The organism is Nocardia fodinahabitans, assembly GCF_052983615.1.
Genome location: NZ_JBRJJC010000001.1, coordinates 4,107,630 through 4,121,301 on the forward strand (window position 1 = coordinate 4,107,630; position 13,672 = coordinate 4,121,301).

The following is a 13,672-nucleotide window of genomic DNA, read 5'->3' on the forward strand; positions in this document are numbered from 1 at the left end:
ACCAGTATCGCCTACCGCTTGCATCCTACTGGAACGTGTTCTACCCTCGTTGCGGGAGTAGATCGAGGGGTGGAGATGGATCTGCCTGTCCTGCGGTCGATTACGCGTTCTTACTGGGGGAGTAGCAAAATTGAGTACGGAATCCACCGCGCTGAGCTGCCCGATTCGCCACATCACCACCGAGACCGGGGATGATGCATGGCTGGTAAGTGGCTATTCCAACGTGCGAAAAATGTTCTCCGACAAGAGACTTGGTCGTTCACATCCGACGCCGGACATGGCGCCTCGTAAGACTGAGTCGACGATGTTCGGCGGTCCGATCGGCAGCTTCGATACCGAGTGGGAGGATCATGAGCGGTTGCGGACACTGCTCAATCCGCTTTTCTCGCCGTCTGCGATGCGCGAACTGCTGCCCCGCATCGAATCGGTAACCACTGAGGTGCTGGAAGAATTCGCTGCCCTCGGATCGCCGGCCGATTTTCATGAGTATGTCGCGAGTCGCCTACCCGTGCTGGTGATCTGCGAACTGCTGGGTGCGCCGTTCGAAGATCGGGAGAAGTTCCAGCATTGGAGCGCGGCGATATTCGACAAGTACGACGGGCAGAAATCCGGTCAGGCGGGCGCCGAGTGGTTCGTCTATTGCATGACGCTGATCCAGCGCAAACGTGTTGAGCCGGGCCCGGACGTGCTGTCCCGACTGTGTGAGAACCCTGAGCTCACCGACGACTCGATCGCCACGTTGGCGATGATGCTGTTGCTGGCGGGGCAAGAGACGACGGTCGTCGAAATGGGCTTGGGACTCATGAAGTTGCTCGAGAATCGTAGCCAGTGGCAGCGATTGGTAGACAATCCGGGACTTCTCGCCACCGCTGTGGAAGAGATACTGCGAGTGCAGGATTCGACGGGATTCATTCGCTACGCCCGTACGGACATGGATATCGAAGGCCAGACAGTTTCGACCGGCGATCTCGTGCTGCTCGACGTGGATTCGGCGAATCACGACCCCGAGGTCTTCACCGAGCCACACGAAGTCGATGTGACTCGTAAGCAGGGAGCACACCTCGCGTTCGGCTTTGGGCCACGCTACTGCGTCGGTGCACCGCTCGCCCGCATCGAGCTCTCCGTCCTGTTCGCCCAGCTGATCGCGAAGTTCCCGACGATGCGGCTCGCGGTCGACCCGGCGACGTTGACGATGCGAGAGGACGTGGCCACCAAGGGCCTGGTCGCCTTGCCGGTGGAGTGGTGACCGAATGACACGCGAAACGTCTGCGCCCGGTTGCCCGATCGACCACCGCGGTATCCGCCGGATCTCGACCGCGACGGGACACGAGGGCTGGTTGGTATCGCAATACGACCAGGTGCGAAAACTGTTCTCCGATCCGAACCTCGGTCGCGCCCATCCGGCACCGGAAACGGCAGCCCGGGTCGCGGAATCGACGTTCTTCGGTGGACCGATGGGTGATTTCGCTACCGAGCACGCCGAGCACGAGCGAATGCGCAGCATTCTGCAGCCGCATTTCGCGCCGGCGAAGATGCGTGCATTTCGCGGGCGAGTCGAGGAAATCGCCTCTGGGCTGTTCGACACCATGGCGGAGTCCGGCTCGCCGGCGGATCTCTACGCCGCGGTGGCGTCGCCGTTGCCGCTGATGGTTATCTGTGAGCTGCTCGGTGCGCCTGTGCAGGAGTGCGACAGGCTGCGTAGCTGGACTGATGCCATGGCCACTGCCACCGACGCTCTCAAAGCGGCTGCCGCGGCAGGTGAAATGCTGGGCTATTGCTTGGAATTGGTGGTGCGCAAGCGGGCGGACCCAGCCGATGACGTCCTCTCGCAACTGTGTGAGCGCGACGACCTCACGGACTCCGGGGCAGCTCTGCTCGCCATGGTCATGTTGTTCGCCGGGCATGAGACCTCGGTCGTGCAAATCGGCATGGGCGCAATGCATCTGTTGCAGGACCGGGAGCAATGGCAGGCGCTGGTGGATCGCCCGGAGTTGGTCGCCAACGCAGCGGAAGAGCTGCTGCGCGTGCCGAATGCCGTGGGACTGCCCCGATATGCCCGTGCGGATTTCGAGGTCGACGGCGTCGGGATCGGCGCGGGCGATCTGGTGGTACTGGATCTCACAGCGGCCAATCACGATGCAGCGGTGTTCACAGATCCGGACCGTATCGACATCGCCCGGAAAGAGGCGGCGCATCTGACATTCGGGTACGGACTGCGCTATTGCGTAGGCGCGCCCCTTGCCCGGGTCGAACTGCAAGTCGTCTATTCGCAGCTTGTTTCACGATTCCCCACTATGCGGCTGGCAGTCGATCCGGCCGATGTGCGGATGCGAGAAGATACCTTCACCGGCGGGGTCGCCGAGCTTCCCGTCATCTGGTGAAGCCGATTGGCGTGACGCCAAAATCATCTATAGCCGGCCGTGCTCGAGAAAGGTGCGGTCATCTGTCAGGGGGTCAGGGGAGATCATGCGGGTTTCATTTATTTTCGGGGGTCAGGTAACCGTCGAGGCCGATGTAGTGGAGGAATTCCACCGTCGCAGCCCGGCCGTCCGGAAGGCGTATGCGGAGGCTGCCGCCGTAGTGGGCGTATCGGAATCTGAGTTCCGCGTCGCAGGTGAGGACGAGGCATCGGAGGATGAACACAGTCGTAATGCGCTGCGACATGCGGCATTAACGCTCGGGCTGGTCGATGACCTGACCGAAGGCGGTTTCGAAGCCGACGCGGTCGGGGGGCTGAGCCTGGGCGCGTTGATCGGTGCCTGCGTGGCGGGCGCGATCGAGCGACATGAGTTGTACGCCATGCTTCATCAGCGCCGACTGGTGCCGCCGTCGGACCCTGATTCGCCGGAACAGGGCATGATGCTGATCGGCACGGCTGTATCGGACCGTCCGGAGAATTACTATGGACCCGATCATCCGGGCGTGTATCTCGCCGTCGACACCGGTCCGGTCGATCTCGAGCGGCGCTCCTTCGTCGTTTCGGGCTATCAGTCCTCGTTGCACAAGTTGCAGGCGGCCGCGCCCGAGGGAGTCCATATGTTCCTGTTCCCGGGCTACCACAGCGCATTTCATTCGCCGTTGCAGCAGTACGCCGCCGATTTCATGAAACCGTTCATCGACGCCATGACATTTCGAGACCCGAAGGTACCGATCTGTTCCCCGGTGAACCGGCGGTCACTCACCACCGCGCACGAAGTCCACGAGTTCATGCTGGGACACAACCTGTTGCCCGCGCGATACGAGCCATTGGTCGAGGAGATGGACAATCTCGGCAGCCAGGCCGCGCTGGTGATCGGCCCCGGCTTGCCCGCGCCTGTGGCCCAGCCGTTTCTGGTCGAGCTTTTCACCCAGCCATCCGACTTCGATCGGCGGGCCGAACTGCTCGAGATACTCGGCGGAATCCGCGCTGAGACCGTCTGAGAAGACAGACCTGATCCATGCATGACAACTACGAGTTGCCGACGGAGGTGGCCGGGCTGATGCCGCGCGTCACGCAGGAATCCGCTCTTCGAGCCAAGGGTACGTCCTCGCCATCGGGCGCGGTTCGGCCCGCCGAATCCGTTGACCCGCTGGGGTATCCGACCGGCTGGTTCTGGGTCGCCGATATTCGTGATCTGAAGCCGGGAACAGTCCGGCGGGCGCGGCTGATGGACGGCGAGGTCGTGGTCTATCGGACGCGCTCGGGCCTGGTGCGTGTGGTGCGACCGTATTGCCCGCATCTGGGTGCGCATCTAGGAGTGGGAGGCGCGGTGACGGGTGAGAACCTGGTGTGCCCGTTCCATCATTTCGAATTCGCCCCGGACGGGCGTTGCGTGGACAGCCCCGACGGAGCGACGATTCCGGCCGGGTTGAGCCATTACGAGGTGCGGGAGCAGCACGGCATGGTGTTCGTCTGGCACGGTCCGGAGGGCCGGGCGCCGACCTGGGAGTTGCCCGAGGTCGCCGATCCCGCGGTGGTGCCGATGTTTCGGTGGTCGGGAGAGATCCCGACCCACGCCCAGGAGATGGCGGAGAACGCCGCCGATTTCCGGCATCTGTCAATCCTGCACGGCGTCCATATGGCGGAGGCCGAGCCGTGTGAGGCCGACGGGCCGGTGTTCCGGGTGCATACCCGATCGACCGGGCAGAGCGGCGCCGGGTTCCTCGACAACCAGCAAACGATTGTCATGGCTGGCCTGGGCTACACCCATATTCGGTTCACGATCCCGCGACTGGGTGTGGTCGCCCAGATGTGGGGCCTGCAGACGCCGATCGGGCCGTGGCGCACGCATTTACACTCGGTGGTCACCTGCCAAGGCACGGGTGGGGCCGCGTCCAAGGCGCTCGCCCCGGTGGTCGCTCGAGCCGCGCTGCGTGGAGTGGTCAAGGTGCTCGGAGAAGACATTCCGATCTGGGAGAACAAGCGCTACAACCCCCATCCGCGCCTCGTCGCGGGCGAGTCGACCCTGAGCCGGTTCCGTCTCTGGACCCGTCAGTTCTATCCGTCGGAATAACCGAAATTCAACTATGGCAATGGGCTCACCATGGCCGTCGGAAACAAGGTGGGAATCTTCGCATGCGTACACGTATGTTCATCGGCGCCGTATCGGCGATCTTCTGCGCGGCGGCTGCCGTATACCCTGCCGCCGCGACAGCCGATCCGAACGAATCGCCATCTCTGGCACTGTGCACGTTCAACGCGCGCGAGGTGATGACGCCGCCTGCGACTCTGACGCCCGAACCGCTGAATGATTCCGGGTCCGGGCCGATCACCTGCACCGGCCGGCTCGGCGGGAAGACATTCGACGGGAAGCCCGGCTTTGCGACGTGGGATGCCCAGACCGGGCTGGGCATTTTCGGAATCCGCAATATCAGCGACTGCATCGCCAACACGGGTACCGGCCGAATGACGATGTCGCTCACCGCGTCCGATGGCACGCCCTTCGAACTGTCCGGCACGCTCTATTACGGCGGCGTCGGCCCCTTCGGCTTGATGACGGGCGCCGCGGGTGGGTACAAGCTCACGACCGCGTCGGTGTCGGGCCCGGATCCCGATCACCTCGACGAGAACTGCATCACGGTGCCGATGCAGCACGTCGTGACGACGGCCGCCGTGCTGCTGCAAGGCTGATCCACCGCGTCGCGTAGCGCATCCTCCGTGCCCGTCGGCCCGGCCTGAACTCAGGCCGGGCCGCGGTTGTCTCGGGGTAGCCGGACCACGAAGGTCGCGCCACCGCCCGGTGTCGGCGCGACCGCCACTGTGCCGTTGTGGGCCGCTACCAGCGCGGCCACGATGGACAGCCCGAGGCCCGTGCCGCCGCTGCTGCGGGTGCGTGAGGCGTCGGCGCGATAGAAGCGTTCGAAGATCCGCGCCGATTCCTCCGTGGACAATCCCGGGCCGGTATCGGCGACCTCGAGGAGCACCTCGTCCTCGGCCGGGGTCAGCCGCACGGTGATCGACGTACCGTCCGGCGTATGGGTCCGGGCGTTGTTCAGCAGGTTGGTCATGATCTGGCGCAGCCGGTGATCGTCGCCGAGGATTTCCAAGGTGCCGGTGCCATCGGCGATCTCGAGGGTGATCGGCCGGTGCTCGCCCTCGGCGGCCTCGACCGCGCGGGCGCCGTGCACGGCATCGCCCGCGATCGCGAGCACATCGACCGGTCGCAGGTCGGCGGGGCGTTGCGCGTCCAGTCTGGCCAGCATCAGCAGGTCCTCCACCAGCAGGCCCATTCGCTGTGCCTCGTGCTCGATGCGGTTCATGAACATCGCCGGATCGCCGGTCGCGCCCTGCCGGTACAGCTCGGCGAAGCCGCGGATGGTGGTGAGCGGGGTGCGCAGTTCGTGACTGGCATCGGCGACGAAACGGCGCATCCTGGCCTCGGATTCGCGCGCCGCGGCCTCGGAGGCCTCGGTCGCGGCGAAGGCCTGCTGGATCTGGGTGAGCATGCTGTTGAGCGAACGCGAGAGCCGGTCGACCTCGGTGTCGGTGCCGCGCACCGGAACCCGGCGATGCAGCTGGCCTTCCGCGATCGCCGCCGCGGTGGCCTCGACCCGGCGCAGCGGCCGCAGACTGCCGCGCACCACGAAGTAGGCGGCGACGGCCAGGGCGATCAGCACGATCGCGCCCACCACCAGTTGCAGCACGACGAGATTGCGCACTGTCTCGATGTTCTCGGTGAGCGGCCACGCGACGGTCGCCGTGGCGCGTTGCCCGTTCACCGTCAGCACCCGCCACTGGTCGGTCGAATCGCCCTGTGAGCCGACGGTGACCGGTTGGAGCGCAGGGGGATTCGGCAGAGCTGGCTCGGCATCGGTGCCGAAGACGTTGTCCAGCGTGATGGTGCGGGTGCCGTCGGTGCTCGCGGCGGTCAGGTAGTACCGCCCCGGCGGCTGCCGGTCCGGTGCGGGCGCGGGCAGGGGCGGCGCGGGTAGCCCGACCCGGCGCTCCCATTCGATCGCGGCATCGGTCAGCTGCTGGTCGGTGCGGTTCCGCAGCGAGTTCTCCATCGCCTTGGTGACGACGAAACCCGAAGCGATCAAACCGAATCCGGCCAAGGCCACCAGCATGACCACCAGCGTCACGCGCAGCGGGATCGCCGAGAACGCACGGGCGACGCGAGCGCGCGGATTCATCGCGCGGCCGACTCCCGCATGACGTACCCGACGCCGCGCAGGGTGTGGATCAACCGCTGTTCGCCGGTGTCGACCTTCTTGCGCAGATACGACACGTAGGTCTCCACCACGCCGACCTCGCCGCCGAAGTCGTAGCGCCACACGTGATCCAGGATGCGGGGTTTGCTGAGCACGCTGCCCGCGTTCACCATGAAATAGCGCAGCAGCGTGAATTCGGTGGGGGACAGGGCCACCGGCTCGCCCGCCTTCCACACCTCGTGGGTGTCGTCGTCGAGTTCGATGTCGGCGAAGCGCAGCCGGGTGCCGGCCTGCTCGGGCGCGGTGCGGCCGGCGCGGCGCAGGATCACCCGCAGCCGGGCCACCACTTCCTCGAGGCTGAACGGCTTGGTGACGTAGTCGTCGGCGCCCAGGGTGAGGCCGGTGATCTTGTCCTCGACCTCGTCGCGGGCGGTCAGGAACAGCACCGGCGCGTCGATGCCGTCGGCGCGCAACCGGCGCAGCAGGCCGAAGCCGTCCATGCCGGGCATCATCACGTCGACGATCAGCGCCTCCGGCCGGAACGCGCGGGCCTTGTCCAGGCCCGCGGCGCCGTCGCTCGCCGTGGCCACCTCGAAGCCCTGGTAGCGCAGGCTCACGGCCAGCAATTCGACGATCATCGGTTCGTCGTCGACGACGAGCACCCTGGCTTCGGGTGCTTCCGGCACACCGCTCATAGGTGTCATGGTCCACCACCCGGCTGGGAAGTGGCTGGACCCGCGCTGTGAGGTAGCTGTGAGCGCCTCAGCGCGATTCGCGGAACACGTCCTCGTCCTCGCTGAGCAGGGCCGATCCGGCGACATTGCCCTGGGACAGCGCGTCGAGGAAGGCGCGGGCCCAGCGTTCGACGTCGTGGGTCAGCACCTGGCGGCGCATCGAGCGCATCCGGCGGCGCTTGGTGTCGCGGTCGTCGTCGAGCGCGCCGATGATGGCGTCCTTGACGCTGTCCAGGTCGTGCGGGTTGCACAGGTAGGACTGGCGCAGCTCGGCCGCGGCGCCGGTGAACTCGCTCAGCACCAGGGCGCCGTTGAGGTCGCTGTGGCAGGCCACGTACTCCTTGGCGACCAGGTTCATGCCGTCGCGCAGGGGCGTGACCAGCATGGCGTCGGCGGCGACGAAGAAGGCGATCAGTTCGTCGCGGGGGATCGGGCGGTGCAGATAGTGCACGACCGGGTAGCCGACCCGGGCGAACTCGCCGTTGATCCGGCCGACCTGGCGCTCGATGTCGCCGCGCATCTTGATGTAGCTCTGCACCCGCTCCCGGCTCGGGGTGGCCAGCTGCACCATCACCGTCTCGGCGGGGTCGACCCGGCCCTCTTCCAGGAGTTCCTGCAGGGCGTTGAGCCGGATGTCGATGCCCTTGGTGTAGTCCAGGCGGTCGACGCCGAGCATGATGTTCTTCGGATTGCCCAGCTCGGCGCGGATCTTGGCGGCCCGCTCCCGCACCGAACGGCGCCGGGAGTGCTCGTCGAGCTCGGCGGAGTCGATCGAGATGGGGAACGCGCCGACGCGCACCGTGCGGAAGCCGACCTGCACGACGCCCAGCTTGGAACGCACCCCGATGGTGCCCCGTGAGGTGGGCTGACCGGCCAGTCGGCGGGCCAGGTAGAGGAAGTTCTGCGCGCCGCCGGGGAGGTGGAAACCGATCAGGTCGGCGCCCAGCAGGCCCTCGACGATCTCGGTCCGCCACGGCATCTGCATGAACAGCTCGACCGGCGGGAACGGGATGTGCAGGAAGAAGCCGATGGTGAGGTCGGGCCGCAGCATGCGCAGCATCTTCGGCACCAGCTGCAGCTGGTAGTCCTGCACCCAGACGGTGGCGCCCTCGGCGGCCACCTTGGCGGTCTCCTCCGCGAACCGGCGGTTGACCTCGACATAGGCGGCCCACCACGCCCGGTCGTAGACCGGGCGCACGATCACATCGTGGTACAGCGGCCACAGCGTGCCGTTGGAGAACCCCTCGTAGTAGTCCTCGACCTCCTGCGCCGTCAGCGGCACCGGATGCAGTTCCAGACCGTCTTCGATGATCGGCGCGACCTCGACGTCCGGGACGCCCGCCCAGCCGACCCACGCCCCCTTGTTGCTGCGCAATACCGGTTCCAGGGCGGTCACCAGACCACCCGGGCTGCGCTTCCACCTGGTCGTGCCGTCGGGCAGACGCTCGAGGTCGACCGGCAGCCGGTTCGCGACGACGACGAATCCCGAGCCCGCACCGGTCGGTGCGGCCGCGACGGATTCGCTGTTCTCGGACGGACGGTCGTTGGACTGTTTATCGATCATTTGGTCCACTCACGCATCCTTTGCGCGTCGCAGGGTCCCGCTTTGAGATTGTGGTCGTAGGAGGGTCAGCTGGGGCCGATGCCGAGCATCGACAGCAGCATCCGGCACTCGTCGGCGTCTTCGGCGTACGCCGCGACGACACGCTGTGCCTGGCGAGCGGTCTCGTCGGCCAGCGGCTCGAGCTCGTCGTCGGCGATGTCGTTGGCGCTGCTCTTGGCGGCCATAGTGGTTCGTCCTCCCGGGTTTCCAAACGCTCTGCGTGCGAGTAGTCAATACTATCGGTCGCCCGTGCACGGCCGATGAACTCCCGACCCGATCACCCCACCCCGGTGCAGTGTCGTGGCGGTCCCGTTACCGTGAGTGTCGGACAGCTCAACCCCGCAGAGAGGTTTGTTTTCATGCCAGTGGCCACGGTGAACGGCATCGCACTGAACTATCAGGTCAAGGGCGACCGTACCAAGGGCACCGACGTCAAGCGCGGTGGTCCGCTGGTGGTGTTGATCATGGGCACCGGATCGCCGGGTCGGGTGTGGGAACTCCACCAGGTCCCCGCCCTGGTCGCGGCCGGGTATCGGGTGTGCACCTTCGACAACCGGGGTATCGCGCCGTCGTTCGAAGCCGCGGGCGGCATGCGGATCGAAGAGCTGGTCGCCGACACGGCGGCACTGATCGAGTTCCTCGACGAGGGGCCCGCCCTGGTCGCCGGTACCTCGATGGGCGCCAGGGTCGCCCAGGAATTGGCACTGGCCCGTCCCGACCTGGTCCGCAAGGCCGTTTTCATGGCCGGGCACGGCAGGCTCGACCAGTTCCAGAAGACGCTCTCGGCCGGTGAACAGGACCTCGACGCCGCCGGTGTGAAGCTGCCCGCCAAGTTCGAAGCGGCGCTGACCGCGGTGATGAATCTGTCGCCCGCGACGATGTCCGATACCAACGCCGCCCGCGACTGGCTGGACCTGTTCGAGTTCACCGGCGGCGCCGCTACCCCCGGTATCCGGGCCCAGCGCGCGATGGATCACGAGTTCGACCGGGTGGCCGCCTATCGCGGAATCACGGTTCCCTGCCTGGCGATTGGCTTCGCCGATGATAGGATGATTCCGCCTTATCTGTCGCGGGAAGTCGCTGACGCCATCCCCGGCGCCAGGTACCAGGAAATCCCGGACACCGGCCACTACGGCTACCTGGAACGCCCCGAGGCGGTCAACAAGATCCTCCTCGATTTCTTCGCGGCTTGACCGTCGAGGCTGAGGTAACCACCTACACGTAACGTCAGCCTTGCTAGGGTCGACACAACGCCCGGGGTTCGCCCCCCGAAGCGATCCCGTACACAGCGCCAGTATCCAGTGAGGTGAAATTGAGCACCAACCCCTTCGACGACGAGGACGGCCGCTTCTTCGTTCTGGTCAACGACGAAGAGCAGCACTCCCTGTGGCCCGCGTTCGCGGAGGTCCCGGCGGGTTGGCGTGTCGTGTTCGGCGAAGAGAGCCGGGCCGCGTGCGTCGAGTACGTCGAGAAGAACTGGACCGATATGCGTCCCAAGAGCCTGCGTGACGCGATGGCCGCCGACGATGCGGCCCGCGCCCAGTCCTGAGCAGTAACACCGATACTGCGCCGGGACATCGCTGAGCACGACGGCTGCGTGGCACTCCTACCGATGCCACGCGGCCGCCGCGTCCCGCTATGATGATCGCTGCCCTCCGGGGCACCTGTTCGTACCCGCCTCCTTAGCTCAGTGGTAGAGCACCGCTCTTGTAAAGCGAAGGTCGTCAGTTCAATCCTGACAGGGGGCTCTCACAGAACCCGACCCGTACAACGGGTCGGGTTCTTTGTCGTTCGTGGTGCGCAACGGCGGGTCGTGCCCGAGAAAAGCGGGGGCGGTCGACCCCAAGACTTTTGGGGCGACCCCGCGTCCATGCGCTGCGGTATCTTCCATGCGATCGCCGCACCAGCCGGCGCGCAGAGGAAGACACTCCACATGTTCGACAAGTCCTTTGCGGCCGCCGTGCTCTCGGTGAGCGCCGCTGCCGTCCTCGCGGCACCGCCCGCCACCGCCGACCCGGTCAACTGGGGCGCCGTTTCCCTCAGCGTGTGGGGCAACGTCTACGCGTTTTCGGTCAACCACCCGACGGAAGCCGACGCTGTTCGAGCCGCAGACCGGGCGTGCAAGGGTCAAGGCATCATCGACTGCCGGACGATGGTGACGTTCGCGAACGGCTGCGGTGCAGTCGTGACGAGTCCGCTCGCGATCCTCGCGGGGTTCCCGATCGTGGGCTTCGGTAAGGGTGCGACCCCGGGGGAGGCAATCGCAGACGCCACCCGCAACCTCCCCACCGGCGCCGGAAGCGCCGGCTCGTTCAATCGCGACCACGCCTGCACCTGGCTTTGATCGACAGGCCGTCGGTTCAATCCTGACCGCACGGCCAGGCCGCCTCAGGCCGGGACGTTGGCCTCGTAGCCGAGTTCCCGGAGGGCGGCCTTGATCTTGGTCTGGGCCTCGTCGAGGGATTCGGGGGTGGGGGCGGTGTCGGCGCCGGAGATGTCGAAGTCGCCCATGGTGTAGGCGGGGAAGACGTGGATGTGCAGGTGGGGGACTTCCAGACCCGCGATGAGGAGGCCGGCGCGGGGGGCGTCGAAGGCGATGCGGACGGCCTGGCCGATCTTCTGGGCGAGGCCGGTCAGGCGCGCCATGACGGCCGGGTCGACGTCCTGCCACTGGTCGATCTCGGCGCGCGGGACGATGAGGGTGTGACCTTGGGTGACGGGGGCGATGGTGAGGAAGGCGACGAACTCGTCGTCCTCCCAGACGAAACGGCCGGGAAGCTGTCCGGCGATGATCGCGCTGAAGACGGATGCCATAGCGGCGAGCCTAGCTAGATCGCGACGAAATGCGACAGGATGCCCTGCACCTCGTAGATGTCGACCTGACGGTTGAACCGCTGCTTGACCGGCTCGTCCCCGCTGCCGATCCAGATGTAGAGCTCGGCGTCGAGGTCGAAGGTGCCTGCGGTCTCGACGGCGAAATGGGTGATCGAGCGGTAGGGGATGGAGTGATAGCTGACCTTGCGGCCGGTGACGCCCTGCTTGTCGACCAGGATCAGCCGGCGATTGGTGAACAGCATCGCGTCGCGCACCAGGATGAAGGCCGAATAGACCTGCTCACCCTGGCCGAACAGCTTGGCGTACTCCTGCTGGGCGGCGGCCGGGTCGATCCGGCCCGCATTGCCCATCATTCCGTCGAGCAGACTCATGCTGTGCTCCCCTCGCCTGTTCGGCGGCCCTGTTGGCACGCCAGCCCCATTGTCCCCCAATCGAACCCGATGTGGGTGGCGTGTGCGGGTGAATTCCCGGTACCGGGGCGGGGATCCGCGGGGCGGTGGCTGCCGCCGGATATCACGACCCGGCAGCAGGCCGGGGCGTGCGAAGTACGCGCGAAGTGCGCGACTAATCTGTGACCGTGCGCGTACTCGTCATCGGTTCCGGAGCCCGTGAACATGCCCTCGTCCTGGCGCTGCGCCGGGATCCGTCGGTGACGGCGGTGATCGCCGCCCCGGGCAACCCGGGCATCGGACAGCATGCCGAGCTACGGCCGGTCGATCCGTGCGCCGCCGAGGACGTTGTCGCGCTGGCCACCGAGGTCGCCGCCGATCTCGTGGTGATCGGACCCGAGGTGCCGCTGGTGCTCGGCATCGCCGACGCCGTGCGCGCGGCCGGATTCCCGGTGTTCGGTCCGTCCAAGGACGCGGCCCGGATCGAGGGATCGAAGGCGTTCGCCAAGGACGTGATGGCGGCCGCCGGTGTGCGGACCGCGCACAGTGAGATCGTCGACACCCCGGCCGACCTGGACGCCGCGCTCGACCGCTTCGGCCCGACCTGGGTCGTCAAGGACGACGGACTGGCCGCGGGCAAGGGCGTCGTGGTGACCGACGACCGCCGCGCGGCCCGCGATCACGGTGCCGAGCTGCTCGAACAGGGCCACCCGGTGCTGCTGGAGTCGTTCCTGGACGGTCCGGAGGTATCGCTGTTCTGCCTGGTCGACGGCGAGACCGTGGTACCGCTGCTGCCCGCCCAGGACCACAAGCGCGTCGGCGACGGCGACTCCGGCCCCAACACCGGCGGCATGGGCGCCTACACGCCGCTGCCCTGGCTGCCCGCGGAGACACTGACCGAGATCGTCGAGGACGTGGTGAAGCCGGTCGCGGCTGAGCTGGTCCGCCGGGGTAGCTCGTTCTCCGGTCTGCTGTACGCGGGTCTGGCCGTCGGCACCAACGGTCCCGCGGTCGTCGAGTTCAACTGCCGCTTCGGCGATCCCGAGACCCAGGCCGTGCTGGCCCTACTGGACAGCCCGTTCGCCGAGCTGCTGTACGCCACCGCCACCGGCCGCCTGGCCGAGGTCGAGGCGCCGCGCTGGAAGGACGGCTCCGCGATCACCGTCGTGCTGGCCGCCGAGAACTACCCGGCCCGCCCGCGCACCGGTGACGTGATCACCGGCGCCGAGGACGGTGCGCTGGAAGGCAAGACGCTGGTGCTGCACGCGGGCACCGGCCAGCGCGAGGACAAGGCACTGGTCTCGGCCGGTGGCCGGGTCCTCAACGTCGTCGGCGTCGGCGCCGACCTCGCCGAGGCCAGGGAGCGCGCCTACGCGCGCCTCGCCCAGATCAAGCTGCCCGGCAGCCACTTCCGCACCGACATCGGCGCGACCGAGGTGGTGGTCCCGGAACGCAAGGCCGCGGCCGAGTAATCGGGAAAC

At 66.8% G+C, this 13,672-nt stretch carries 15 protein-coding genes and 1 tRNA gene; 10 read left to right on the top strand and 6 right to left on the bottom strand.

Translation table 11 applies throughout. The features are described from left to right. Positions 1-130 precede the first annotated feature (130 nt). From NV348_RS19165 to NV348_RS19185, 5 genes are all read left to right on the top strand, one after another. On the top strand, positions 131-1,246 hold the full coding sequence (locus NV348_RS19165) for a cytochrome P450 (protein ID WP_447148124.1): 1,116 nt from the start codon (positions 131-133) through the stop codon (positions 1,244-1,246). A 4-nt stretch (positions 1,247-1,250) separates the two neighbouring features. Next, positions 1,251-2,381, top strand: a complete 1,131-nt coding sequence (locus NV348_RS19170) for a cytochrome P450 (RefSeq protein ID WP_447148125.1) — start codon at positions 1,251-1,253, stop codon at positions 2,379-2,381. Positions 2,382-2,466: 85 nt separating this feature from the next. Next, positions 2,467-3,420, top strand: a complete 954-nt coding sequence (locus NV348_RS19175; RefSeq protein WP_447148126.1) for a hypothetical protein — start codon at positions 2,467-2,469, stop codon at positions 3,418-3,420. A 17-nt stretch (positions 3,421-3,437) separates the two neighbouring features. Further along, the gene (locus NV348_RS19180; protein ID WP_447148127.1) at positions 3,438-4,493 is read left to right on the top strand and encodes an aromatic ring-hydroxylating oxygenase subunit alpha; all 1,056 of its coding nucleotides are present in this window, start codon (positions 3,438-3,440) and stop codon (positions 4,491-4,493) included. A 62-nt stretch (positions 4,494-4,555) separates the two neighbouring features. Beyond that, positions 4,556-5,110, top strand: a complete 555-nt coding sequence (locus NV348_RS19185; protein ID WP_447148128.1) for a hypothetical protein — start codon at positions 4,556-4,558, stop codon at positions 5,108-5,110. Between the two features lie 50 nt (positions 5,111-5,160). On the opposite strand, the gene NV348_RS19190 is transcribed toward NV348_RS19185, so the two are convergent. The 4 genes from NV348_RS19190 to NV348_RS19205 all read right to left on the bottom strand — a co-directional run bounded on the left by NV348_RS19190 (position 5,161) and on the right by NV348_RS19205 (position 9,152). Further along, positions 5,161-6,612 carry a sensor histidine kinase gene (locus NV348_RS19190; protein WP_447148129.1) on the bottom strand — a complete coding sequence of 484 codons (1,452 nt, stop codon included), beginning with the start codon at positions 6,610-6,612 and terminating at the stop codon, positions 5,161-5,163. After that, complete coding sequence (locus NV348_RS19195) at positions 6,609-7,325, bottom strand: response regulator transcription factor (RefSeq protein WP_447148130.1); 717 nt, start codon at positions 7,323-7,325, stop codon at positions 6,609-6,611. Before NV348_RS19195 ends, NV348_RS19190 begins: the two co-directional genes overlap by 4 nt. A gap of 67 nt (positions 7,326-7,392) precedes the next feature. Next, a complete protein-coding gene (locus NV348_RS19200) occupies positions 7,393-8,928 on the bottom strand; it encodes an alpha,alpha-trehalose-phosphate synthase (UDP-forming) (protein WP_447148131.1) in 1,536 nt (511 codons plus the stop codon). 65 nt (positions 8,929-8,993) lie between these two features. Beyond that, on the bottom strand, positions 8,994-9,152 hold the full coding sequence (locus NV348_RS19205; RefSeq protein ID WP_019044795.1) for a hypothetical protein: 159 nt from the start codon (positions 9,150-9,152) through the stop codon (positions 8,994-8,996). A 174-nt stretch (positions 9,153-9,326) separates the two neighbouring features. Between NV348_RS19205 and NV348_RS19210 the strand changes: the two genes are divergently transcribed. From NV348_RS19210 to NV348_RS19225, 4 genes are all read left to right on the top strand, one after another. Further along, positions 9,327-10,160, top strand: coding sequence for an alpha/beta fold hydrolase (locus NV348_RS19210; protein WP_447148132.1), 834 nt, complete (start codon positions 9,327-9,329; stop codon positions 10,158-10,160). Between the two features lie 119 nt (positions 10,161-10,279). Beyond that, entirely contained in the window at positions 10,280-10,516 is a 237-nt protein-coding gene (locus NV348_RS19215) for an MbtH family protein (RefSeq protein WP_022565839.1), read from the top strand. 127 nt (positions 10,517-10,643) lie between these two features. Beyond that, positions 10,644-10,715: transfer RNA gene (locus tag NV348_RS19220), tRNA-Thr, on the top strand. Positions 10,716-10,900: 185 nt separating this feature from the next. Continuing rightward, positions 10,901-11,311, top strand: coding sequence for a DUF4189 domain-containing protein (locus tag NV348_RS19225; RefSeq protein WP_447148133.1), 411 nt, complete (start codon positions 10,901-10,903; stop codon positions 11,309-11,311). Between the two features lie 44 nt (positions 11,312-11,355). Here NV348_RS19225 and NV348_RS19230 read toward each other — a convergent pair whose 3' ends face one another. Both NV348_RS19230 and NV348_RS19235 read right to left on the bottom strand, forming a co-directional pair. Further along, positions 11,356-11,781, bottom strand: a complete 426-nt coding sequence (locus NV348_RS19230) for an HIT family protein (protein WP_447148134.1) — start codon at positions 11,779-11,781, stop codon at positions 11,356-11,358. 14 nt (positions 11,782-11,795) lie between these two features. Beyond that, positions 11,796-12,173 carry a PH domain-containing protein gene (locus tag NV348_RS19235; RefSeq protein ID WP_447148135.1) on the bottom strand — a complete coding sequence of 126 codons (378 nt, stop codon included), beginning with the start codon at positions 12,171-12,173 and terminating at the stop codon, positions 11,796-11,798. Between the two features lie 206 nt (positions 12,174-12,379). Here NV348_RS19235 and purD point away from each other — a divergent pair, with 206 nt between their 5' ends. Continuing rightward, positions 12,380-13,663: a phosphoribosylamine--glycine ligase gene (gene purD / locus NV348_RS19240; RefSeq protein WP_447148136.1), complete on the top strand. Its 1,284-nt coding sequence runs from the start codon at positions 12,380-12,382 to the stop codon at positions 13,661-13,663. The last annotated feature ends 9 nt before the right edge of the window (positions 13,664-13,672 follow it).